The sequence below is a fragment of the Flavobacterium sp. P3_A6 genome, from assembly GCF_056403035.1.
Window position 1 is genome coordinate 339,736 of the sequence record NZ_JBFUGG010000002.1, and the last position, 23,718, is coordinate 363,453.

Below are 23,718 nucleotides of genomic sequence, written 5' to 3' on the forward strand. Positions count from 1 at the left end.
ATGTTTACTTCTCGATTCAGTTATTTAAAGTCATAAATAACATAAACATCAGTTTAATTTACCCAATAATAAATCATGGTGTATGGATGAGTTTATACTAAAAGGGAAAAGATTTTTAAAAACAAAAACATTCAGGATAATTAAAATTTTTTTTATTTCTGTATCGGTATTACTGCTGTTTTTTTTTATCGGTTTAAGGATTTATTTTGAAAAGAATAAAGACAGTATAATGATTGATATTAATAAGAAAATCAATGAAAATATTTCGGGTCATGCCAGCATAGGCAACATTGGGTACAAATTTTTAATAGGTTTTCCCAATTTTACCGTAGTTTTAAATAACGTTGAACTGCAGGACAGTTTATATGCGATTCATAAACGAAGCGTTCTGAAGGCTGGAGAAATAGAAGTACGGCTGAATGTGCTGAGCTTACTGCATAAAAAAGTAAATATTGAGAAAGTGGTATTGATTGATACTAAAATTGATTTGTTCAAAGACAAAAACGGTGTTTCGAATTCTAATATTTTTAAGGCTAAGTCAAAAAACAATAAACAGAAAAGTAATACAGAAACCGAGATTGGTGAAGTGGATTTTAAGAACGTAGTTTTTATTTTCCAAAATGTGCAAAGAAATAAATTGTTCCATTTTGAAGTGGCTTCTTTAAAAAGCAAGATCGACTATACTGATGATGGTTTTCAAACAGATTTGTTTCTTGATGTCTTTGTCAAAAGTATGGCGTTTAATACCAAACACGGAAGTTTTATAAAAGATAAAAGAGTAAAAGGAAAACTAGCTGTACAATTCTTGAAAGCAAAAAACAGAATTGATATGCTTACTGAAGGACTGGGAATTGGTGAGGATGATTTTGACATTAAAGCAAGTTTTGGTCTGCAAAAAGAGCATCCAATAATGAGCATCAACATAAAAACCCATATTTTATGGCTGAATGCGGCTCATTTGCTAGATCCGCATTTGTTTAAAATCCTGAATCATTTTAATATAACTAAACCGTTTGATGCGCAATGCAGTATCATGGGGGATATGAATGCCGAAGGCGATCCCGAAATTATTGTCGATGCTCAAATAAAAGACAACGTACTGGTTTCTCCAGACGGAACCGTTACGGACTGCAATTTTACAGCAAGATACAATAACAATTTTAAAAATGGGTTAGGAAACAATGATATCAACTCTGCTGTTATTGTTAAAAATTTTAAAGGAAATTATGAGGGAATTCCAATATCTATTCCAGCTGCCGCCATTAATAATTTAGAAAAACCGATAGCGACAGGAGACATTCACTCAAAATTTGAAGTCGAAAAACTGGGAAATGTTTTTGGTGAGGATGTTTTTAAATTCACAGGAGGAACAGCCAATGTTGATTTTAAATTTAATGTTGATATTGTAGCACTGCGTATATCAAAACCTCATTTTATAGGGAAAGTGGATATAAAAAATGCAAGGATGCTTTATGTTCCCAAAAAGCTGACTTTTCAAACAAATATTCTTCTTGATTTTACCGATGAAGCTTTATTTATTAGAAATATAAAATATCAAAGAGATAAAAATATTGTTTTTCTGGACGGAAGAATAGATAATTTTTTAAATCTCTATTATGACAATCCTGAAAAAATGATAGCTGTGCTCAATCTCAAAAGCCCGTACATGGATGTAAAAAAATTCATGGGTGTTTTGGCTAGCAGCGGAAAAAAAGCGACAGTAAAAAAAGCGACAAACCAAGCGGCTGCAAAAAAAAGAATTGCGCTTGTTCAAAAATGCAAGGTGGTTTTGAATTTGAATTTAGAGAAGATGGTATATTCTAATTTGACAGCCAAAAACGCTAAAATCATCATTTTGGCAAATAATCGTCACTTTTTTATTAAGCAGGGTTTAATTGAAACCTGTGGAGGTAAAATTACTTTTGATTCGCAATTGATTCCACAGCAAAACATTTTTGATGTTAAAACTAACGTAAACATCACAACAGTTGATATTCCCCAATTTTTAACGTCTTTCAATAATTTTGGAATTAAATCGTTTCAGCCTAAAAATATAAATGGAAAACTCTCGGCAAAGGCTGATTTGTCAATAAAAATGACACAAGAGGGAGACTTGGTTGACGAGTCTGCCAGAGGAAATTTTGAATATGAAATTAAAAATGGGTCGCTAACTGATTTTAAGCCAATCATAAAAATAGGAAAGTATGCTTTTCCAAACCGGGATGTCAAAAATGTTGTTTTTAATGATTTGTCAGGGAGCATGAGTATTACAGGAAGTCTGGTTGATGTTAATTATTTTAAAGTGAGTTCGAATGTGTTGAATTTTGATGTGGGAGGTGTGTATTCCTTCAGGAAAGGAACTAAATTAGGATTGACAATACCTCTTAGAAATCCGGAAGATGATATGGAAATCAAAGATTTAAAAGAAAGAGAGGCCAAACGTTACAAAGGAATAGTGGTACGTTTACTGTTAGTGGACAGTAAAGACGGCGAAATGAAAATAAAATTGGGAAGCCTCCCAAATAATAATAAAAGCAAAATATGAGAGTACTATTTGTAAGTTTAGCGGTATTGACATTAGTAAGTTTTGATACATTGCATTATAAAGAATTAGATGAAAAAGAGCAGGTAAACAGAACCCTTGATGCTTGGCACAAAGCAGCGGCAGAAGCTAATTTTGACAAGTATTTTGGATTGATGGCCGAAGACGCCATTTATATTGGGACAGATCCAACCGAAAATTGGAATTTGAAGGCCTTTCAAGCATTTGCAAAACCGTATTTTGATCGTGGGAAAGCTTGGAATTTTAAGGCGATAGAGCGGCATATTTATTTTGATAACTCAGGAAAACTGGCATGGTTTGATGAACTTTTAAATACCCAAATGAAAATCTGCAGAGGTTCTGGCGTTCTTGTAAAAATAGGTAAGGTATGGAAAATTAAGCATTATGTTTTATCGATGACCATTCCAAATGACAATACTAATGAAGTGGTTAAAATCATTGCCCCGATAGAAGATGCATTGCTTCAAAAAGGAATTTCAAAATGATAATTCTGATTTTTTCGGTACTTGAGCCTTCATTCTTATATAATTCCTTAATTTTGCCAAAATTGAAAATATATCGTGGGAAGTAAAAATAAATTAAAAAGGTTCAAAGAAAACGAAACATTCAATAACGTTTTTCAGCCAACTAGGGAAGAAGTAGTCGGAGATTTATTCCCGCTAAGAGGAAAATGGAATTCGGATTTTTTTAAAAATGAAAATCCATTGGTTCTCGAATTAGGTTGTGGCAAAGGTGAATATTCAGTTGGTTTGGCTGAGAGATATCCGAATAAAAACTTCGTAGGAATCGATATCAAAGGAGCTCGTTTTTGGCGTGGTGCAAAAACTGCTGTTGAAACAGGATTGCATAATGTGGCTTTTATTCGCACGCAGATCGAATTAATCAACCATATTTTCGCCGAAAATGAAGTGGACGAAATTTGGATTACTTTTCCAGATCCTCAAATAAAGTACAAGAGAACAAAACATAGAATGACCAATTCAGAATTTCTGCAGCTATATAAAAAAATCCTTAAAAAAGAAGGTGTGGTAAATCTGAAAACCGACAGCGAATTCATGCATGGATACACTCTTGGATTGTTGCATGGCGAAGGGCATGAGGTTTTGTATGCTAATCACAATGTGTATGTAAATGAAGGAAGTCCAGAGGAAGTTACTGCATTTCAGACATTTTACGAAAAACAATATTTGGAAATTAACAAAGCGATAACGTATATTCGTTTTAAAATCAAATAGTTCTTAGAAGCGGTTTTCAGTTTGTAAACTGAGACTGCAAATTGAGACTGCAAATTAAGTATGACGCTACTACAGCCTTTTTTTCTCGGATTTATTGTTGCTGCTATTGGTATTACGCCTCCCGGTCTGATCAATATGACAGCCGCAAAAGTAAGTTTGAAAGACGGCAGAATTGAAGCTATTTTTTTTGCTGTTGGTGCTACTGTAATAGTTTTTTTTCAGACATTTTTGGCCTTATTGTTTGCTGATTTTATTAATAGCCATCCCGATGTTATTAATAAGCTGCAGGAAATAGGACTGTTTATTTTTATAGGGCTTACTGTTTATTTTTTTTGGAAAGCCAAAAAAACAAAATTACCTAAGGCAGAAACAAAAATACGCAGCAAGACCAATCGGTTTTTTTTAGGAATGTTATTGTCGGCATTGAATTTATTTCCTGTTCCGTACTATGTTTTTGTATCCATTACACTTTCTACTTATGGATATTTTTATTTTTTAGAACCTTTTATTTACGCATTTGTAGTTGGTGTTGTAACAGGTTCCTTTTTAGTTTTTTATCTTTATATCGTGTATTTCAAAAAAAGAGAGACTAAGTCTTCTTTTTTGATGAATAATGGGAATTATATTATTGGAACCCTTACCGGATTAGTTTCTGTAGTTACACTCTTTAAGCTCATTAGAGGATTTTTTGGATAAAGCGCAATGAAAACAGCAAATGATAATTTTTTTGAAAGAGTCTATATTGTCGTAAGGAAAATTCCATACGGGAAAGTCACTTCTTATGGTGCTATTGCTAAAGTTTTAGGAACTGCATGCTCTGCAAGAATGGTTGGCTGGGCTATGAATGCGGCTCATAACCTAGAAGATGTTCCAGCTCACAGAGTTGTTAACAGAAAAGGATTGCTCACAGGGAAACACCATTTTGGCGGAACCAATCTCATGCAGCAATTACTGGAAAGCGAAGGGATTACTGTTGTTGATAATCAAATCATGAATTTTGAGGCTGTTTTCTGGGAACCAGAGATAGCTGTTTAATTTTTATGCTTATTTGCAGCAACAAAAAGACAATAACAATTATAGCTGTTATTGTATGCCCTGATCGATAAAACCAATCCAAATCCTTTAGAATAAGAACTTAATCCTTTATCTTTGCAATCTAAAATTAGTTTAAATAAAAACACGTTTTTTAAAAGCGCAAACAGATAGAGGAATAAAAAAATGAAATTAGATAAAAACAACATTCTTAAAGCATTAGAGACAATTACTATTGCCGGTGAAGGTAAAAATATGGTAGAAAGCGGAGCCGTTGCAAACGTAGTCACTTTTGGAGATGAGGTTATAGTAGATTTAGTATTGCACACACCAGCGATGCATATTAAAAAAAGAGCCGAAGACGATATCAAAAAAACAATTCATGATTTGGTTTCGCCCGATGCCAAAATTAAAGTGAACATAAAAGTTGAAGTTCCAGAAAAGAATGAAATTAAAGGAAAAGCGATCCCAGGAATAAAAAACATTATTGCTGTAGCTTCTGGAAAAGGCGGAGTTGGAAAATCTACCGTTACAGCAAATTTAGCTGTAACACTGACAAAAATGGGTTTCGCAGTTGGTGTTCTTGATGCCGATATTTATGGGCCATCTATGCCAATTATGTTTGATGTAGAAAATGAAAAGCCTATTTCGGTTGAGGTTAATGGAAAATCAAAAATGAAACCTGTAGAAAGTTATGGGGTTAAAATGCTTTCTATAGGATTTTTTACCTCTCCTAGCCAAGCTGTTATTTGGAGAGGGCCAATGGCTTCCAAAGCTTTGAATCAGATGATTTTTGATGCTAATTGGGGAGAATTAGATTTTCTGTTAATAGATTTGCCGCCTGGGACTGGAGATATCCACCTTTCTATTATGCAATCATTACCAGTTACTGGAGCTGTTGTGGTAAGTACACCTCAAGCTGTTGCATTGGCCGATGCCAAAAAAGGAGTTTCTATGTTTTTATCTGAAGCAATAAATGTACCCGTTTTGGGGATTATAGAGAATATGGCTTATTTTACACCAGAAGAATTGCCTAACAATAAATATTATATTTTTGGAAAAGAAGGGGCCAAAGATCTTGCGCAAGATTTAGGCGTAGCTTTCTTAGGAGAAGTTCCAATTGTTCAATCTATAAGAGAAGCGGGAGATTATGGACGTCCTGCCGCTTTACAGACAGGTTCTGTTATTGAAAGTGTTTTTGATGAAATCACACGGAATGTTGTAAGTGAAGTTGTAAACAGAAATGAAAATTTGGAGCCAACTGAGGCAATCAAAATTACGACAATGGCAGGATGCTCCGCGGTTAAGAAATAATTCTGAAACTTGAATATTAATTCAAATGCTATCAATGGATGAATAAATTGAAATTGCAGTTAGTGATTTTGATTGGATTATAAGATAGCGAACAATATACCAATTATGAAAACAGAAGAATTAACAAATAATGTTTTGAAGGCGCTAGATGAAATCAGGCCTTTTTTGAATTCAGATGGAGGTGACATTAAACTCATTTCAATTGATGGAGGAAAGCACGTAAAAGTTCGGTTTGAAGGCGCATGTACTAGCTGCAGTGTCAATCAGATGACTTTGAGAGCTGGCGTAGAGACTACCATTAAGAAATATGCTCCTCAAATCGAAACGGTTGTTAATGTGTTGTAAGTAGCATTAAATGAAGCAGGATTTTTGTTTTTAAGAAGTTCTTGAATTTTTTAACAAAAAAAATCTAATTATAAAATGATAAAAGTCATGTTTGCGTTTGATGATTTTAAAACTTATACTTGTTAAAATGCAATAAAAAAAGGTTTTTTAAAAGATTATTATTAAGGAATCGCCAATATAACAGAGGTTTTTTTTATTATGTGTAAAAAACAGTATGAATAATTCAAATTTTTTTCATTTGATTTTTCAAATAAAAATTTACATTTGTAGCACTAACTTACAAATTTGAATTATGAAAAAGCTTTATTTATTGATCGTTTTATTGTGCCTTTGTAAAACATATGGACAAGAGCCAATTCAAGAGGCATTTGTGACTAAAACTTATGTTAATGTTGATGAGGAATGGACTGTAATAAATTTCAGTAAAATAATAGATGTTTGGTCAAATAGAGCAGGGCAGTTAAAAATATCTAATGCTGAATTTTTGAAGGAACTTAGTGGCGGAAAGGCAAATATGTTAGAGAATAGTGCCTATGTCACTGCTGAATTTGATTCTCAAATACAAACCAAAACTAAAACTGATAAAAATGGTTTAGTAAACGTGACGTATGAAGGCAAGCTGGTGTTTAAGACACATGACGGTGCTTATGCTCCAAATGCAGTAGTAGTTTTTATAATTTATAACGCAGATGTGGTTGGTTTAAAAATATTAAATAAAGAAAATAGAAAAGAAATGGCTGTAGATCTTGAGGTAAAAAGCTAAAAATACACAAGACCTGTCATCTCATAAAGTTGTAAAAATAGATGGACGTATTAATTAAGATTAAGGATAGAGAAGGAATTATTCACGATTTACAAGCGCCTACAGATATGGCGATGAACATAATGGAACTTTGCAAAGCATACGAACTTCCTGTAGAAGGAACCTGTGGCGGCATGGCAATGTGTGCTTCTTGTCAATGTTATGTTCTTAATGATGTAATATTGCCAGAAATGGGTGATGATGAAGAAGCGATGTTATCTGAAGCATTTTATGTAAAATCAAATAGCAGATTAGGTTGCCAAATCCCTATAACTGAAAGTCTGGATGGGTTAGAATTAGAATTAGCTCCAGAAAATTAATCTTAAATAATATTCTAAAAGAAGTGTAACTTAAAATATTGGGTTTGATTTTTACTAAAAGTTAAGTCCTTTTTTATGGTTATTAATTCATGGTATAATTGTATTTAAAAAAAAATCGCCTCCAATTGGAGGCGATTTTTTTTATCCATGTGAGATTTTCCTCAAAATCTCATTAACACTGCATTATTTTAGTATCCAGATTTTTTTAAAAAACAGAATATAAAACCTGTTTTTATTTATTGTCTTTATAATTGGCAATACAAGTTTTTATCTTTTTTCTCAAGTTTTTTAATCTCACAACAAAAAGTTAATTGTTTCAGACAAGTTAATAATTGTAATAAAAAAACACTTTAGTGTCAGTAAATCCAAGGCTTCATATTGTGTAATGTAAAAGTTAATTCATTGAAATAATATCTTTTAATTATGCTTTTTTTTATATATAATAAAAAAATATTTAAATTTTACAGGATGGGGCAGGATAGTAAGAGTGGGATGAACATGTATATTTGACCGTTAAGAAATAATTAAAAAAGTTAAAAAAAGTATAAATGTTTATCAGCAATTTTATCTAAAATGAAGAAAAGATTACACTACTATTTACTTGTTATACCACTTCTGACCTTATTGCTCAGCTGTAGTTCAGATGTATATGATGAATACTATGGACGGCCTGATGATTTGGAGGCACCAATTTATCAACAATTGGAGGCAAAGGGAAATTTTAAAAATTTAACGGCCTTAATTGAAAAAGCTGGTTATAAAGATATTCTGGGAAAATCAGGATATTGGACTATGCTGGCTCCCAATGATGATGCTTTTACTAAATTTTTCCAAGAACAAGGCATTTCTGACATAAGTAAAGTAGATGAAGCTACTGCAGCTAAAATTGTTAGATATGCACTTATATACAATGCTTTCCGTACAGAAAGAATGTCCGACTATCAGTCAACAATTGGTTGGGAGGTTGATAATGCTTTTAGAAGAAGGACTGCCTATTATGATGGATTTGTAACTAAAACAATTAATGGACAATCTAAAGTGATTGTAGGTTCTAACCGTAATAACCGCACAGGAGCCAATTATTATATTCCGGGAGATAATAATAATAAATACATAAGCTATTTTACGACAGAGTATTTTGCAGCAAAGAGTCTAAGTTCTTATGACTTTAATTATTTCTATCCGAATGCCAAATATTCTGGATTTAACATATTGGATTCTAATGTAACTCAAGCTGATATTGTTGCTGAAAATGGTATCATCCATGAGGTTGATAAAGTAAGTCTGCCTTTAGTTAACTTAGATCAATATTTAGAGCAAAAGCCAGAATACAGTTTGTTTCGCAAAATATTAGAAGATAATCTTGTTACTTATGTGTTTAATCAGGATGCTACAAATACGTACCATAATTTCAGCGGTAAATCTGATAATGTATATGTAAAAGTATACGATTCAGGATTGTCTTTTTCTCCTAATAATGAGAATTATTTGAAACAGGCTGATAATGATGGACAAAGCGATTTGTACACTATGATTGTTCCTGAAAATGCTGCTTTACAGCAATTTATTGATCAAGTTTTACTGAAAAATTTCAGTTCTCTTGATAAGCTTCCGAAATATGTATTTCAAGATTTAATTAATGCTCACATGGTTCAAAATGCAGTTTGGCCATCAAAAGCAGCTACCTATAATAATGCTTTGAATGAAAATTTAAGGTTTGATTTTAACAGTGACATTAAAGAAGCGAAACTTTTGAGCAACGGATTCTTTTATGGCAGCACAAAAGTCCAGAAATCAAATTTATTTTATAGTGTTTATACTTCGGCTTATTTAAACCCGCAGTATACTCTTGCTACACGATTATTTAATGACGGATCTGGGATTAAAGAAATGATTAGTAATATCTATACAAAATATACTGTGTTTTTACCGTCGGATGCAGTGCTTCGAGGACTAGGGTATGATTATGATCTAAACCGTTCCGAATGGAAATATACCTCCCCTACAAGCGGAATAACTGTGACAGCAGGTTTGGCCAGAACCCGTTTATTGCGAATTCTATATAATGCAGTAATACAAACTCCAAAAAATGAGTTAAATGATTTATCAGGAGCAGGAATTATCCGCTCAGGAGATCTTGATCTTCCAGGGGAATATATTAAATGGAAAAGTAACAAAGTATATGCAGCTGGTAATGAATTAATGGGTAATGCGGCTAATATTATTCGTTTTGAAGATCAGCAAAATGGACGAGCTTATTTTGTAGATAATTTACTTGAGTTTACCGAGGAGCCACAAGGACTAAAAATTAAACGTTTGTCTGAAACGGCTGGTTCTCAATTTCTTTCTTTTTTTAATTACCTTAAAAACTCTGCTATATATGAAGTTGCTACAGGCAAGATTCAAGGGGTTGCAGCAGGAACATCCTATACTTTTATAGTTCCCAATAATGCTGCAATAGCAAGTGCAGTAGTTAATGGAGCTTTGCCTGCCTCTAATAATCCAACTGCTCAAAATGAGAAGGATATGGTATCGGACTTTATTCGTTATCACATTTTAGTAAATAAAACTGCTTCAGATGACGGTTTAACAACAGGTCAGTTTGAGACTCTTAAAAAAGATAGTTTCGGTGAAAAAACGTATGCTCAAGTTTTTAGTACTCCAGGTACTTTATATTTCCAAGACCTGAAATTGAGAAAGGCTAATTACATAAAAGCTCAAAGTAACAATTTAGCAGATCGATCTTTAATTCATTTAGTAGACAATTATCTTTTACATGCAGAATAAAATGAAACATCAAATTACAAGTATATTATACAGTTTTACATTTGCTTTTATGATTCTGACCGCTTTCCCGGTTCTGGCTCAACAAGGAAATGGAACTTTTTTGGTTCGTGGCCAGGTTATCGATTCAAGTGATAAGTTAGCAATTCCTGGAGCAACAATTGTTGAACAGGATGCCGAAAATCGTACGGTTACTGGTACGATATCAGATATTGACGGAAATTTTGCAATACGTGTTAAAAATCCAAATAACAAACTTTTTATTTCTACTATAGGATATACGTCTAAAAGAATTGCTATTAACGGAAAAGAATCAATTAAGGTCTCACTTGTTTCTACTATAGAATCACTTAATGCAGTTGTTGTTACTACGGATAAAAAGGCTGACAATGGCAGCGGATTAAGAATTGCCGATCGTGACAGAACCACTAGTGCTGTTACTATAAATGCAGCGGATTTGGCCTATACGCAAGCGCCAAGTATTGATGAGGCTTTGCAGGGACGTATGCCTGGTGTCGATATTACTGCAGATAGTGGTGATCCTGGAGCAGGAATGCAAATCAGGATTAGAGGGACCTCTTCTATTTCTGGATCTTCAGATCCTTTAATAGTAGTAGATGGAATGCCTTATGAAACTTCAGTACCGCCCGATTTTAACTTTGGTACTGCTGATGAGCAAAGCTATTCTGCTTTATTAAATGTTGCTCCTTCAGATATTGAAACTATAACCGTTTTAAAAGATGCTGCCGCTACTGCAGTATGGGGATCACGTGCCGCCAGTGGAGTTCTATTAATTACAACTAAACGTGGATCAATGAGTGCGCCAAAAATCACTTATACTTTTAAAGGAACCTATTCTAAATTACCTTCTACAATTCCAATGTTAAGTGGAGACCAATATTCGCAGCTGATTCCTGAAGAATACATGAATAGAAACGGAGTGCCGTTAAATACTTTGGCATTTAAAGAATTTCAATATGATCCGCAAGATGTATACTATTATAATAATTATGGACAAAATACGGATTGGGTAGGCGCTATTTCTCAAACAGGTATAACAGGAGAACACAATCTTTCTTTACAAGGAGGGGGTGAAAAAGCAAGATATTTTAGCTCAGTTGGGTATTATAATTCCAAAGGAGTAACTAAAGGAACCGGTATGGAAAGATTAAACGGCAGATTGAATTTGGATTACATCGTTTCTGATCGTATTCGTTTTAAGACAGATATAGCTTATACCCATACCAATACACAACGTAATTATGTAAACTCTTTTTCGAACGATGATAAAGATCTTTTGCGCAGTATTGCTTTCACTAAAATGCCAAATATGAGTATTTATGAATTTGATGAAATGGGTAATTTGACTCCAAATTATTTTTCGCCAGCTTCAAACGTTCAAGGTTCTTATCCAGGAAGTTATAATCCAGTTGCAATGGCTGATTTTGCAACTAATGAGCAAGTGGGCGATCGTATAGTACCGCATTTTAATGTGATGGTAGACATTATTCCTAAAGAATTAGTTGCGACGTTTGATTTGCAGTTTGATTATAACAGTACAAAATCCAAATCATTTTTGCCACAAAATGCAACAGGACGACCATTTACCGAAACCGTTGTAAATAGGGCATCTGATGCTGATGTTGATGCATCTAATGTTCTAACAAAAACTAATTTTATATATACTCCAAATATTGGAAAAAATCAGACCCTGCAAACTGTATTACAGCTGCAGACAAATGATTATAGGTATACCTCTCACCAAGCACTAACATCAAATACTGCTTCGTCATTATTAACAGATCCATCAGTTCCTTCAAGAACTCAAAATTCTGATTTACAGCTTTATACTAATAATAGTCAGGCTAGAAGCGTTGGGGCATTAATAAGTGCACAATATGGTTTACTTGACCGTTACATTATTAATGTCGGTTTGCGTGGAGATGGAAATTCAAAATTTGGTCCTGAAAATAGATATGGTTTATTTCCTTCTATATCTGCTCGCTGGAGGGTTTCAGGAGAGTCTTTTATGCAAAAGGCTAAATTTATTGACGATTTGAGTTTCAGAATCAGTTATGGAGAATCTGGCCGAGCACCAAAATACGATTATGCCTATTTTAATGTTTATAGAAATTATTCCAGCCAGTATTTAGGTCTTAATGGAGTTGTTCCTTCTAATATCGAATTGAGTAATTTTCGTTGGGAAACATTGGTTGGTACAAACTTAGGTTTCAACCTGCAGCTGTTTAAGAAACGCGTTACTTTAGATGTAGACTTGTATAAAAACACCACTAAAGACTTGATTTTTCAAGACCTTGCATTAACTACTGTTTCTGGTTATAACAATATTGACCAAAACGCAGGGTCTCTTGAAAACAAAGGATGGGAAATAGGGCTTTATACAACTCCTTATAAATCTAATAAATGGAAAGTAGATTTCAATTTTAATATTTCAAGTAACACTAATACGGTTAAAGAAATTTCTGAATACTACCCAAGCGAGAGCGGTAATACTGATAAAAATGGAGAATATAAACGTTTTCTTCAAGTTGATAACCCATTTGGTTCATTTTACGGATACCGTTTCAAAGGAGTTTATTCAGATCTGGAAGCTACCAAAGCAAAAGATGCCAATGGAAATACCATTGTAGGACCTAATGGGCAAGAAGTATTTATGCGTTTCAATTATCCAAACATAGATTATGTATTTCAGCCTGGAGATGCTAAATATGAGGACATTAACAAAGATGGAAATATTGACAGTCGTGATGTAGTTTATTTAGGGAACAGTAATCCTAAATTTGTAGGTGGTTTTGGACCTTCAGTAAGTCTTAATAATCAATTCAAGCTGTTGCTTTATTTTACATATAGAATGAATTATGACATTATTAATGGTACAGATATGAAAACCACTAATATGTATGGGTGGTCAAACCAAAGTACTGCTGTTTTGTCCAGATGGCGTAATCCTGGTGATGTAACAGATATGCCAAGAGCAGTTTACGGATCGGGTTATAATTGGTTAGGTTCTGACCGTTATGTCGAAGATGCTTCTTTTCTTCGTTTTCGTTCCATTACATTCAGTTATACATTTGGCAAAAGTCTAATTAAAAAATTAAGACTAGAGGACTTAAATTGTTATGTAACAGCGGATAATATATACACTTTTACTAAATATAAAGGACAAGATCCTGAGGTAAATATGAAAGGTGGAGATCCTTTTGCTATCGCAATCGACAATGCCAGTACTCCGCCAACAAGACGTGTTACACTTGGAGTTTCTGTTCGTTTCTAAATAATATACATTGAATTATGCAAACTAAAATAAAAACAATTCTAGCAATCTTTATTCTATTGGTATCAGCAACTTCGTGTGATGACTATTTAGATTTAAAACCGCAGGACGGAATCGTTCGTGAAGAATTTTGGAAAACTAAAGAAGATATACAAGCCGCTGTTATAGGTATTTATTCTTCATTGCTAAATACGCCTCCAGGTGCGGTGGCTGATTTGCCATTGTCTCAATATTTATTCATGTATGGAGAATTAAGAGGTGATATGATTGCTCCAGGAGGATTTGTTACTCAGGATCAAAGAGATATGATGAATTCTAATATTATCGCTTCAAATGATTTGACTAGTTGGGATGTATTTTACAGAACCATTAATTACTGTAATACTGTTATTGATCTTGCGCCAGCTGTAAAAAATGAAGATCCAACCTTGACACAAGAACAACTAAATCATTTCCTTTCGGAAGCATTGGCAATACGTGCGTATTTGTATTTTACATTGGCACGTACTTTTAAAAATGTTCCTTTAAAATTAAATGCGACACTAAGCGACAAAGACAATTTTCAATTAGCGGCTACTCCTCAAAACGAAATATTTGCCCAAGTAATCAAAGACCTTAAACAAGCTGAAGAATATGCTGTTGTTGACTATAATGACATTCCGTCAAACAAGGGCCGCATCACGGTTTATGCTATTAATGCAATGCTTGCAGATGTTTACTTATGGACTGATAAGTATCAAGAGGCAGTTGCGACAACCGACAAAGTAATAAATTCCAAACAATTTGATTTGATTAAAGCCTCAGATAACACATGGTTCAATACGGTATATGCAAAAGGGAATTCGATTGAAAGTATTTTTGAATTTCAATATACTACAACAAATTTAGGGCCATTTTATAATATATTTTTCCTAAGACCGCAGTTTTTGGGCTCATCGATTGTTTTAGATGATGTTTTTGGAGTTGACTTTGATAAACCGGCTAATAAAGATATTCGTGGTGAGCGTTCATCTATAGTGGCAGGAACTAATGAAATTATCAAATTCACAGCTTTAAATAATGATACGCGAAAAGAATTACAGGATTCTGACACCCACTGGTTTGTATACCGTTATGCTGATGTATTATTAATGAGAGCGGAAGCACTTGCCGAATTAAATCAAGGGGCAGAATCACTAAAAATTATTGCGGATATTCGATTAAAACGTAATGCTATCGAATTAACTGCTCAAAAGCCTGATGCAGGAGATAAAAATGGTGTTATAGATTATATACTAGCGGAGCGGGCACGTGAATTTGCATTTGAAGGCAAACGCTGGTATGACATTCTTCGTAATGCCAGAAGAAACAATTATGCCCGAATAGATATTTTAATTAATGCAGCTATTTCAAATGCACCTGCCAATCAGCAGCAGACGATTGTAGCGAAATTAAAAGATCCGAACAGTCATTATCTGCCTATTAATACGTATGAACTTTATACTAATAAAGCACTTGTGCAAAACCCATTTTATAAATAAAAAAATAAGTCATGAAAAGATTCTTACAATTAACTAGCCTGTTGAGACTTACGTTACTATTTTTTATAGTATTGGTGTTTCAAAATTGTTCTGAGCAAAAATTAAAAGAAAGCACAGATGAAACTCTTAATATAACTGATTATTTAAGAGATAATCCTGATTATTCAATGTTTGTTGAAATTTTGGATCTTACTAATTATGCTTCATTTATGAATACCTACGGTACATATACCTTATTTCTGCCTACCAATGAAGCAGTTAAAGAGTATTTAAAAGACATAGGCGCTACGTCATTAAAAGATGTTCCATTGGCAGATTTACAAAATATTGCCAAACTGCATATCTTAGATCAAAAAGTAAATTCGACTTCTTTTACAGATGGAAAAATTGCTACTCCAAGTTTATATGGACAGTTTTTAATAACAGGAGCAGCGAATAAAAATGGAGTATCGAGTACAACAGTTAATAAAGCTGCAAGTATACTTAGCTTGAATATTGAAGTTGGAAATGGAGTGATTCACGTTATTGACAAAGTGCTGCGTGTTGCGGATAAAACATTAGCAAAAAGTATAGAACAAGATCAAAGTCTTTCATTGTTTACCGAAGCTTTAAAAATTACAGGATGGTATGACAAACTAAACCAGCCTATTAGCAGTTCAAATAATGTAGATAGCTATCTTACGATTTTAGCTCAAACAAATGATGTTTTTAAAGCAGCAGGCATTAATAATATAGATGATTTAAAGAAAAAGTATAGTCATTTAAAAGATCCTTTAAATCCAAAAGACAGCTTGAACTTGTTTATAAGCTACCGTATTTTGCCAAAATTGCAGTATTTAGCAGATTTAGCAGTAACACCGGCTCTAGAAACTAAGGCTCCTCTTGAGGTTATTAGTGCAAAACTGGATAAAGATGTCATTTTGTTAAATGAAGAAGTTTTTAATGGCGTATTAGAAAAAGGGGTGGCCATCGTTAGAGAAAAAAGTGACGTAACAGCTTCAAATGGGGTGCTGCATTTAGTAAATGGTAATTTTGCAATCAAAAAACGTTTACCTGCTCCAGTTTATTTTGATTTTTGTGATCAAAATGAATTTAGACAGCTAACTTCTATTTTTAGAACTGCCGCTGGAGGCAGAGTAACTTTAGCAAAAAGCCTGTTTAGTAGTATTACTTGGGATGGAACAGATGGTATCACTTATTATAAAGATCCGCCGAGGGGAGGTACTGTAGGTTTTGGCTGGCATGGTGATTGTCTCGAAATTAATCGTCTTCGTGATGGAGGGGTTCAAAATATAGCTTTTAAGACTCCTGTAATTATTAAAGGAAAATATAAAGTATGGATTTCATATAGAGCACAAACTACAAAAGTGGGACTTGTAAAAGTATTTTTTGATGGAATAGAATTGCCTCGACAAATCAACTTTTTGGAATTTGTGAATACTTCCAGTGTACCGGAAAGAGTATTAGAATCTCAAGGGTACAAACGTCATGTTCAGCCAACGAGCAGTAAAATGAACTGTAGGTTAGTGGGCACAATTGATGTAACAACTACTGCAAGACATACCTTAACAATTCAGAGCCAATCGGCATTTGCTGCTCAAGCTTGGTTAGATGTTGCAGAGTTTCGTCCTGTAGATATGGATCAATTGTATCCAAAATTTGATTCAGGGGGAGATGGTTTTGCTCCTTTACCATAATTTAAGAGTTGAATCGAAAAATCTAATAAAAACTTAATTAAGTAAAAATGACTTTATTAAAATTAAAATATAAAACGCTCCTTTTTGTTATTCTCGCCATGGGTTTGGTCTCCTGTTCTAATTCGTGGGATGATCGAGAAGACAATGGTGATGCGAATTTAAACCACACACTAAGTGAGGCGATTACAAATACAGCAGAAACAGCTGAGTTTGGTAAACTGTTAGCTCAAACAGGATATGACAAAATATTAGCAGCTTCAAAAACATATACTGTTTTTGCGCCAACAAATGACGCAATGAAAGCGGTTGATCCTGCTATTTTGAATAATGCTGAATCACTTAAAAAATTTGTTGAAAATCATATTGCATTAACTTCTTTTTCATCTGTAAGAAAGGTTGCTGAAGAGAAAATACAAATGCTAAGCGCTAAATATTTAACATTCAAAGGAAGTACTGCAATTGGTGATGCTACTATAGTTAAAGCAGATCAGTATGCCGCTAACGGTGTGTTTCATATTGTCAATAAAGCATTGGCACCTAAATTGAATATTTGGGAATATGTTAATTCTACGAAAGGTTCCCTAGCGATGAGTGCTTATTTGTTATACCTAAAAGAATTCAGCATTTACGAAGAAGATAAAAAAGCTAAAGAAAATGCTCAACCTGGATTTTTGGCAGATTCATTGTCTAATTCCTATTTAAGAAATGTATATAATCTAAACAACGAGAAAAATTCATATACGCTTTTCTTAATGGAAGATGCTGGCTACAATGCAGAAGTCGCTAAAATGGCACCGTATTTAATAAAACCTACAAATAAGCCTGATACTGATTCAACTGCAATTTATTCAAAATATTTTACAGTAAGGGATATGGCTTTTCCAAAAGCCTATACAAAAAGCGAGTTGCCTGTTAAATTAACATCAAGATTTGGTGTTGAATTTGATGTTGACAAAACGCAGATTGTAGGAGAGCCAATTGTATTAAGCAACGGAATTGTTTATATAATGAAAAAAGTGGATGTTGATCTTTCAAAACGTTTAGTTCCTACAAAAATAGAAGGAGAAGATAATACCACTTTCTACAATGGGACTCGTGATAAGATACTTTACAGAGACAAAAAGAATCCTCTTAATAATGTTTTATTTTATGATATCATGGTTACTCCAGCAACGGCTTTATTTACCTTACAGTATAGAGCAAAGGACTTGTATAGCACTGTAAAGTATCAAGTGTTTTGGAGAGCAATAAACGATAGGCAAACCAACATCTTTCAACAGCGTTTACAAATTGCCGAAAAAACAAAAACTAACGGGACTACTACAACTCCTATCAATACAATTGCATCATTTGCTTACAAGGATGTGCCATTAAATTTATATGAAGACGTTTATATAGGCGATTTTACACTTGCAAAATCAGGAAATCTTGATGCGATATGGCTTATAGGTGCCAATACAACTACAAGTGGAAGTAACACTCTCTCTCTCGATTATTTGAAATTTATTCCTGTTGTTAAATAATATATATTATAAAAAATTAGTTATGCTAAAAATTATAAAACTAACTTGTCTAGTAAGTCTTTTTTTTGCTGGTGGATTTGAAGCACAATTGTATGCTCAGACTGCTAAGGATTCTAGTGCAATAGTTCCTCAGAAAAAAGCTCAGGGAATTTTAGTAAAAGGCGTTGTTAAAAATGCAAAAAATAATACAGTTTTACCAGGAATAAACATCACTGTCGAAAATTTTTCGGCAGTTATTACCAATGATGATGGTAGTTTTGAAATTAGAGTGCCAAATTTAGAAGCACTTCTTACTATTAGCGGCCAAGATTTTCAAACGAAGGTTTATGCCATTAGAAACAGAACATCAGAAATGGTAATACTTTTGAATGAAGCTTATTATTCCCCTGCGTATTTAATGGCAGATTTACCGGCTGGCGAAAAAATGCAGTATAATAATACAGATGCTGCAACTGTGGTTAATTTCAAGAAAGACCAATGGTCTAATCCTGTAACCGAATCAGTTGGAGGATTTCTTCAGGGTAAAGCAGCAGGGTTAACTAGCATCAGAAGTTCTGGTACTCCAAATGCTGGAAGTTATTTGACTTTAAGAGGTTTTAATTCGTTATACGCGACTAACAAACCCTTAATCGTTGTGGATGGAATGATTTATGAAGATGATGATTATGGTTCTGGGATTGTGAAGTTCAACAACTCTTCTCCATTAACGAATATTGATGTTAAAGATATTGAAGATGTAACCATTATGAAAGATGGAACTTCATTATATGGAACAAAAGGAGCCAATGGGGTTATAAATATTACAACTAATCGTGCTGTAGATTTATCAACCAAAATTGATTTTACGATGTATGGAGGATTTAATCAAACTCCAGAACAATTACCTTTGTTAGGTGCAGATGCTTATCGTACACACATTTCTCAGTTAGAAGCAACTCGTGGCTTATCGCAACAGCAAATTGCCAGCTTACCCTATATGAATGATAATGTTGGGTCTGTAGGATATTACAAATATCACAATCAAACTAATTGGCAAGATCAGGTTTTCAAATCCAGTTATAATCAAAATTATTTTCTTAAAATTAGTGGTGGTGACAATATTGCAAAGTTTGGTTTATCTGTGGGCTACCTTGACAGTAAAGGAATTGTTGAGGGCAGTGGATCAAAACGTTACAGCACTCGTTTGAATGCTGCTTTACGATTAACAGAAAAATTAACTGTTGATGCTAATCTTTCTTTTATAAATAATGAGCAAGAGCAATGGGATCAAGGTGATGCAGACAAAACAAGTCCGATTTATTTAGCACTAACTAAATCACCATTTGTAACTTATAATGATGTTAGTGATGCAGGGGAAGTTTCTCCTAATTTGGCCGATGTGGATTATTTTAATGTAAGCAACCCCAAAGCTATTTTTGCCAATGGATTTGGAATAAATAATAATTATCGTTTTTTTGGTAATTTAAAATTCAATTATGCTTTAAGTAAGGATTGGAATATTAGTACTATAGTTGGTTTGACTTTCAATAAAGAAAGAGAATCATTTTTTATTCCTGATGCCGGTGTTGCTGATATTATTTTACCAACTGCTATTGGGAAAAACCGTTCAGGAAGTGAAGTTCAAATTTATAATGGCCTTTATACAGATACTTTTGCCAGTTATCTTAAAAGTTTTAAAAATGACCATAATTTAGATGTACGTTTTGGATTTAGAAGTCAAAGCAATAAAACAGAAACTGATTTAGGTTTAGGATATAATTCTTCAACAGATGATTTTACCAGCGTAGGAGCCGGTTCGATTTTATTGCGTCAAATAGGTGGAGAATTGGGAGAATGGCATTGGTTAAACATGTATGCCAATGGGAACTATAATTTCCGTAATAAATATTTTCTAACAGCAAGTTATGCTGTAGACGGTTCAAGCCGTTTTGGTGATGATGCATCAACTGGGAACAGTAAGTTTTCATTAATGACATCTATTTCCGGAGGCTGGCTGCTTTCCTCAGAAAACTTCATGAAAGACATAAAAGATATAGATTATCTTAAACTTAGAGTTGGTTTTGGCACAAGCGGAAATGATGATATTGGTAATTATACAGCTCAAAGAAATTATGTTTCTCAAAATTTATTAGGAATGCAGGGTTTGGTTCGTGATAATATTGGAAATCCTAATTTAAAATGGGAGACTGTTGAAAAAAATAATTTTGGAGTAGATTTAGGGTTGTTTAAAGAACGTATTAATCTTTCTGTTGATTATTATGCTAACAATACATCTGATATGATTGTTTATGAAACAATTAATAATACAAGCGGATTTGATTATATAGCTTCAAATAGCGGTTCAATGCGTACATATGGGACTGAATTGGCTTTAAACGCCCGTGTTGTTAATACTCCCGATTTTATTTTCGACTTTGGAATTAATTTAAGCCACTATAAAAATGAAGTGCAGAGTTTGCCAAGCGGAGATATTCTTACGCAATTTGGCGGCGCAACTTATTTAACATCTGTTGGTCGTGATGCCAATTTATTTTATGGTTTAAATAGTGATGGAGTATATAGCACAACTGCAGAAGCTAATGTTGCTGGATTGTCAAGACGTTTAACTAACGGTGACTTAGTTCCTTTTAGCGGTGGAGATGTTCGTTTTACAGATATCAACGGAGATAAAGTTATTGATGACAAGGATCGTGTGGTTATAGGTAACCCAAATCCAGATGTGACAGGAAGTTTCAGCACCAATTTTACCTATAAACATTTTAGTCTTCAAGGGTTGTTTAATTTTTCTGTAGGGAATGATCTTTATAATGGTGTACGCTACAATCTTGAAAAAATGAGCGGATACGAAAATCAAAGTGTTGCTGTAGCTAACCGTTGGAGAGCAGAAGGACAGCAAACGGATATTTCAAAAGCAGTTTGGGGAGATCCAATGGGTAATGCTGCATTTTCAGACAGATGGATTGAAGACGGTTCGTATTTAAGATTGAAAACTTTGGTCTTAGGTTATGATTTTGGACTAAAAGGGGTGAAACATGTTAAGTATATTAAATTGTATGCGACTGCAAATAATTTATTTACTATCACCAAATATCTAGGGTACGATCCTGAATTTAGCGCTACTTCATCCATTTTTGGTCAAGGGGCAGATATAGGTTTGGTTCCTCAGTTTACAAGCTATCAGCTTGGATTACGTTTAGGCCTTTAAAATTATTTTTACAACATAGAGAACAGATGATGACAATAATCAGAACAAAAACAAAAAAAGCTGCCAAAACCTTGTTATGGGGGATGGCACTATTATTTAGCCTAAGCTCTTGCGAGGAATATCTGGATGTACAGCCTCAAGATAAACTTTCTAGCGATCAGGTGTATCGCAACGTATATGATGCGGATGCTGCAGTTATAGGGATATACGGCAAATTTATGGGACTTGCAGGTAAGTATGTTATGCTTAATGAAATGCGTGCCGACCTGATGACAACAACAGGTAATTCAGATCCCTATTTGAAAGAACTTTCAGAACAGAATATTTCAGCAGAGAATCCTTATGTTAACCCAAAAGATTTCTATGTTGTTATTCAAAACTGTAATGATGCTCTTGCAAATTTTGATATTATGCTTGCCGATAAGAAATTTACCCAATCACAATACGAGCAGCGTTATGCAGACATTGCCTGTATCCGTTCTTGGGTTTATTTGCAGTTAGGGATTCAATATGGTACAGTTCCTTATATCACAAAACCTATAGCAACTATTGATGATGTTAAGAATATTAGTAAATATCCAAGACTTTCTTTTAACCAGCTTATTGATGAACTTGTAAAGTTTACTGAAGGATTGACGTATAAAAAACTATACGATTCGAAAAGTAGCTTATTAGTAACTGTGGATGGGTATAACACAGATAAATTTTTTATTAATAAAGAATGTCTATTAGGTGATTTACAATTATGGAAAGGCAATTACCTTGAAGCAGCAAGCCATTACAAAAATGTGATGGAAACTTCTTCTACAAGTTCTAGTGATTCTGATCGTTTTGATATCTATAGAATAAAATATGCCGAGGTTGTTACGCATAATGATTTAAATGTAGGTTATTTGAGGAATTTTGAGCAGGATGCAAAAACATTAGTTGATAATAATACTCAAGGCTGGAGGTCAATTTTTGGAAGGGACAGGGATTTATTGTGGAATACAGAATGGATTTGGTCATTACCGTTTGACAGTGATTTTGCACCTAAAAATCCATTTATTGAAATTTTTTCAAAAACAAGTGGGAAATATTTAGCAAAACCATCACAGCTGGCGATTGATCTTTGGAAGAGTAATACTCAAAGCAATGGTTTCCCTTATGATGCCCGGGGACAAAAATTTACTTATAAAATGGTAGGCAGCGATCCTGTAATTATGAAATATATTTATAAATATGAAGCAGCTGCTAATGTGTTTAAAACAGATGGCGATTGGTTTTTATATCGTGCAGCCAAATTGCATTTGCGTTATGCTGAAGCAGCGAATAGAGATCATCAGTACAGAATTGCTGACGCTCTTTTAAATTATGGAATAAATAGTGCTTATACTCCTGCAGGCTATAATACCACCACAGGTGATGCAACAAATATTCAGCAAACCAAAAAAAGTTTTCCGTATGACTTTAGTGCGCGTAAAGGAGATTTCCCATTTTATAGAGATACTTGGCATCGTGGAAACGGAATTCGTGGACGTGCTTATCTTCAGAGAGCTCAGGCTGATGCTAAAGACAGTTTAACATCTATTGAAAACAATATCATTGATGAAGCGGCTTTAGAATTAGCTTACGAAGGTAATCGTTGGGAAGATTTAGTGCGCATTTCTTTACGCAGAAAAGACCCTGCGTTTTTAGCTAATAAAGTGTATGATAAATTGAATAAAGAAGGAAATACTCATGCTGCAGAAGCACGTGCCAAATTAATGAATGTTAATAATTGGTATTTGCCGTTTACTTGGAAATAAAACCATTCTGAGAGGAAGGAATTATGACTTTCCTTGTGTTTCTAACTTTTAAAGAGGTTGTCTAATGCACTGCCCCCAAAAAGTTAGACACTATTTGGGGGCATTTTTATGGAAAGAAAAGTCAAGTATGATTACGAATTTAAACTTGAATGTGTAGAATTAGTGGTTCATCAGCATTATTCATGTGAAACGGTATCTAAGAAGAAAGGAATCAGCGAATCTAATATTCGTAAATGGGTTAGTTTCTATAGGGAATATGGTAAAAGTAGTTTGTTAACACGAAAGAATCAGGTTTA

Annotated in this window: 17 protein-coding genes; all 17 read left to right on the plus strand. The window is 33.8% G+C overall.

Translation table 11 applies throughout. From position 1 onward, the window contains the following. Positions 1-82 precede the first annotated feature (82 nt). A complete protein-coding gene (locus AC1DVP_RS03405) occupies positions 83-2,545 on the plus strand; it encodes an AsmA family protein (protein WP_477182139.1) in 2,463 nt (820 codons plus the stop codon). Then, positions 2,542-3,048 (plus strand): nuclear transport factor 2 family protein, encoded by a 507-nt coding sequence (locus tag AC1DVP_RS03410; RefSeq protein ID WP_477182140.1) that lies wholly within the window; start codon positions 2,542-2,544, stop codon positions 3,046-3,048. The genes AC1DVP_RS03405 and AC1DVP_RS03410 overlap by 4 nt, the downstream gene beginning before the upstream one ends. Before the next feature lie 75 nt (positions 3,049-3,123). Further along, positions 3,124-3,798 carry a tRNA (guanosine(46)-N7)-methyltransferase TrmB gene (trmB, locus tag AC1DVP_RS03415; protein ID WP_077374042.1) on the plus strand — a complete coding sequence of 225 codons (675 nt, stop codon included), beginning with the start codon at positions 3,124-3,126 and terminating at the stop codon, positions 3,796-3,798. A gap of 60 nt (positions 3,799-3,858) precedes the next feature. Further along, a complete protein-coding gene (locus AC1DVP_RS03420) occupies positions 3,859-4,494 on the plus strand; it encodes a LysE family transporter (protein ID WP_477182141.1) in 636 nt (211 codons plus the stop codon). Positions 4,495-4,500: 6 nt separating this feature from the next. Next, positions 4,501-4,833 carry an MGMT family protein gene (locus tag AC1DVP_RS03425; protein ID WP_477182142.1) on the plus strand — a complete coding sequence of 111 codons (333 nt, stop codon included), beginning with the start codon at positions 4,501-4,503 and terminating at the stop codon, positions 4,831-4,833. Positions 4,834-5,016: 183 nt separating this feature from the next. Then, positions 5,017-6,144: an Mrp/NBP35 family ATP-binding protein gene (locus AC1DVP_RS03430; RefSeq protein ID WP_477182143.1), complete on the plus strand. Its 1,128-nt coding sequence runs from the start codon at positions 5,017-5,019 to the stop codon at positions 6,142-6,144. A gap of 105 nt (positions 6,145-6,249) precedes the next feature. Then, positions 6,250-6,489 carry a NifU family protein gene (locus AC1DVP_RS03435; RefSeq protein ID WP_477182144.1) on the plus strand — a complete coding sequence of 80 codons (240 nt, stop codon included), beginning with the start codon at positions 6,250-6,252 and terminating at the stop codon, positions 6,487-6,489. A gap of 292 nt (positions 6,490-6,781) precedes the next feature. Further along, positions 6,782-7,252 (plus strand): hypothetical protein, encoded by a 471-nt coding sequence (locus AC1DVP_RS03440; protein WP_477182145.1) that lies wholly within the window; start codon positions 6,782-6,784, stop codon positions 7,250-7,252. A gap of 41 nt (positions 7,253-7,293) precedes the next feature. After that, positions 7,294-7,611, plus strand: a complete 318-nt coding sequence (locus AC1DVP_RS03445) for a 2Fe-2S iron-sulfur cluster-binding protein (RefSeq protein ID WP_315200796.1) — start codon at positions 7,294-7,296, stop codon at positions 7,609-7,611. 573 nt (positions 7,612-8,184) lie between these two features. Continuing rightward, positions 8,185-10,398 carry a fasciclin domain-containing protein gene (locus tag AC1DVP_RS03450; protein WP_477182146.1) on the plus strand — a complete coding sequence of 738 codons (2,214 nt, stop codon included), beginning with the start codon at positions 8,185-8,187 and terminating at the stop codon, positions 10,396-10,398. Position 10,399: 1 nt separating this feature from the next. Beyond that, the gene (locus AC1DVP_RS03455; RefSeq protein ID WP_477182147.1) at positions 10,400-13,690 is read left to right on the plus strand and encodes a SusC/RagA family TonB-linked outer membrane protein; all 3,291 of its coding nucleotides are present in this window, start codon (positions 10,400-10,402) and stop codon (positions 13,688-13,690) included. 17 nt (positions 13,691-13,707) lie between these two features. Beyond that, positions 13,708-15,210: a RagB/SusD family nutrient uptake outer membrane protein gene (locus AC1DVP_RS03460; RefSeq protein ID WP_477182148.1), complete on the plus strand. Its 1,503-nt coding sequence runs from the start codon at positions 13,708-13,710 to the stop codon at positions 15,208-15,210. 11 nt (positions 15,211-15,221) lie between these two features. Beyond that, positions 15,222-16,907: a fasciclin domain-containing protein gene (locus tag AC1DVP_RS03465; RefSeq protein WP_477182149.1), complete on the plus strand. Its 1,686-nt coding sequence runs from the start codon at positions 15,222-15,224 to the stop codon at positions 16,905-16,907. 47 nt (positions 16,908-16,954) lie between these two features. After that, a complete protein-coding gene (locus AC1DVP_RS03470; protein ID WP_477182150.1) occupies positions 16,955-18,430 on the plus strand; it encodes a fasciclin domain-containing protein in 1,476 nt (491 codons plus the stop codon). A gap of 22 nt (positions 18,431-18,452) precedes the next feature. Beyond that, on the plus strand, positions 18,453-21,635 hold the full coding sequence (locus AC1DVP_RS03475) for a SusC/RagA family TonB-linked outer membrane protein (RefSeq protein WP_477182151.1): 3,183 nt from the start codon (positions 18,453-18,455) through the stop codon (positions 21,633-21,635). Between the two features lie 26 nt (positions 21,636-21,661). Further along, complete coding sequence (locus AC1DVP_RS03480) at positions 21,662-23,422, plus strand: RagB/SusD family nutrient uptake outer membrane protein (protein ID WP_477182152.1); 1,761 nt, start codon at positions 21,662-21,664, stop codon at positions 23,420-23,422. A 108-nt stretch (positions 23,423-23,530) separates the two neighbouring features. Beyond that, a partial coding sequence (locus AC1DVP_RS03485; RefSeq protein ID WP_477182153.1) for a transposase occupies positions 23,531-23,718 on the plus strand: 188 nt, incomplete at its 3' end.

Bases quoted from the DNA above. Each gene is read 5' to 3' on its own strand.
- AC1DVP_RS03435 (WP_477182144.1), top strand. From the start codon at position 6,250: ATGAAAACAGAAGAATTAACAAATAATGTTTTGAAGGCGCTAGATGAA.
- AC1DVP_RS03445 (WP_315200796.1), top strand. From the start codon at position 7,294: ATGGACGTATTAATTAAGATTAAGGATAGAGAAGGAATTATTCACGAT.
- AC1DVP_RS03410 (WP_477182140.1), top strand. From the start codon at position 2,542: ATGAGAGTACTATTTGTAAGTTTAGCGGTATTGACATTAGTAAGTTTT.
- AC1DVP_RS03455 (WP_477182147.1), top strand. From the start codon at position 10,400: ATGAAACATCAAATTACAAGTATATTATACAGTTTTACATTTGCTTTT.
- AC1DVP_RS03405 (WP_477182139.1), top strand. From the start codon at position 83: ATGGATGAGTTTATACTAAAAGGGAAAAGATTTTTAAAAACAAAAACA.
- AC1DVP_RS03425 (WP_477182142.1), top strand. From the start codon at position 4,501: ATGAAAACAGCAAATGATAATTTTTTTGAAAGAGTCTATATTGTCGTA.
- AC1DVP_RS03465 (WP_477182149.1), top strand. From the start codon at position 15,222: ATGAAAAGATTCTTACAATTAACTAGCCTGTTGAGACTTACGTTACTA.
- AC1DVP_RS03475 (WP_477182151.1), top strand. From the start codon at position 18,453: ATGCTAAAAATTATAAAACTAACTTGTCTAGTAAGTCTTTTTTTTGCT.
- AC1DVP_RS03430 (WP_477182143.1), top strand. From the start codon at position 5,017: ATGAAATTAGATAAAAACAACATTCTTAAAGCATTAGAGACAATTACT.
- AC1DVP_RS03470 (WP_477182150.1), top strand. From the start codon at position 16,955: ATGACTTTATTAAAATTAAAATATAAAACGCTCCTTTTTGTTATTCTC.
- AC1DVP_RS03460 (WP_477182148.1), top strand. From the start codon at position 13,708: ATGCAAACTAAAATAAAAACAATTCTAGCAATCTTTATTCTATTGGTA.
- AC1DVP_RS03480 (WP_477182152.1), top strand. From the start codon at position 21,662: ATGATGACAATAATCAGAACAAAAACAAAAAAAGCTGCCAAAACCTTG.
- AC1DVP_RS03420 (WP_477182141.1), top strand. From the start codon at position 3,859: ATGACGCTACTACAGCCTTTTTTTCTCGGATTTATTGTTGCTGCTATT.
- AC1DVP_RS03450 (WP_477182146.1), top strand. From the start codon at position 8,185: ATGAAGAAAAGATTACACTACTATTTACTTGTTATACCACTTCTGACC.
- AC1DVP_RS03440 (WP_477182145.1), top strand. From the start codon at position 6,782: ATGAAAAAGCTTTATTTATTGATCGTTTTATTGTGCCTTTGTAAAACA.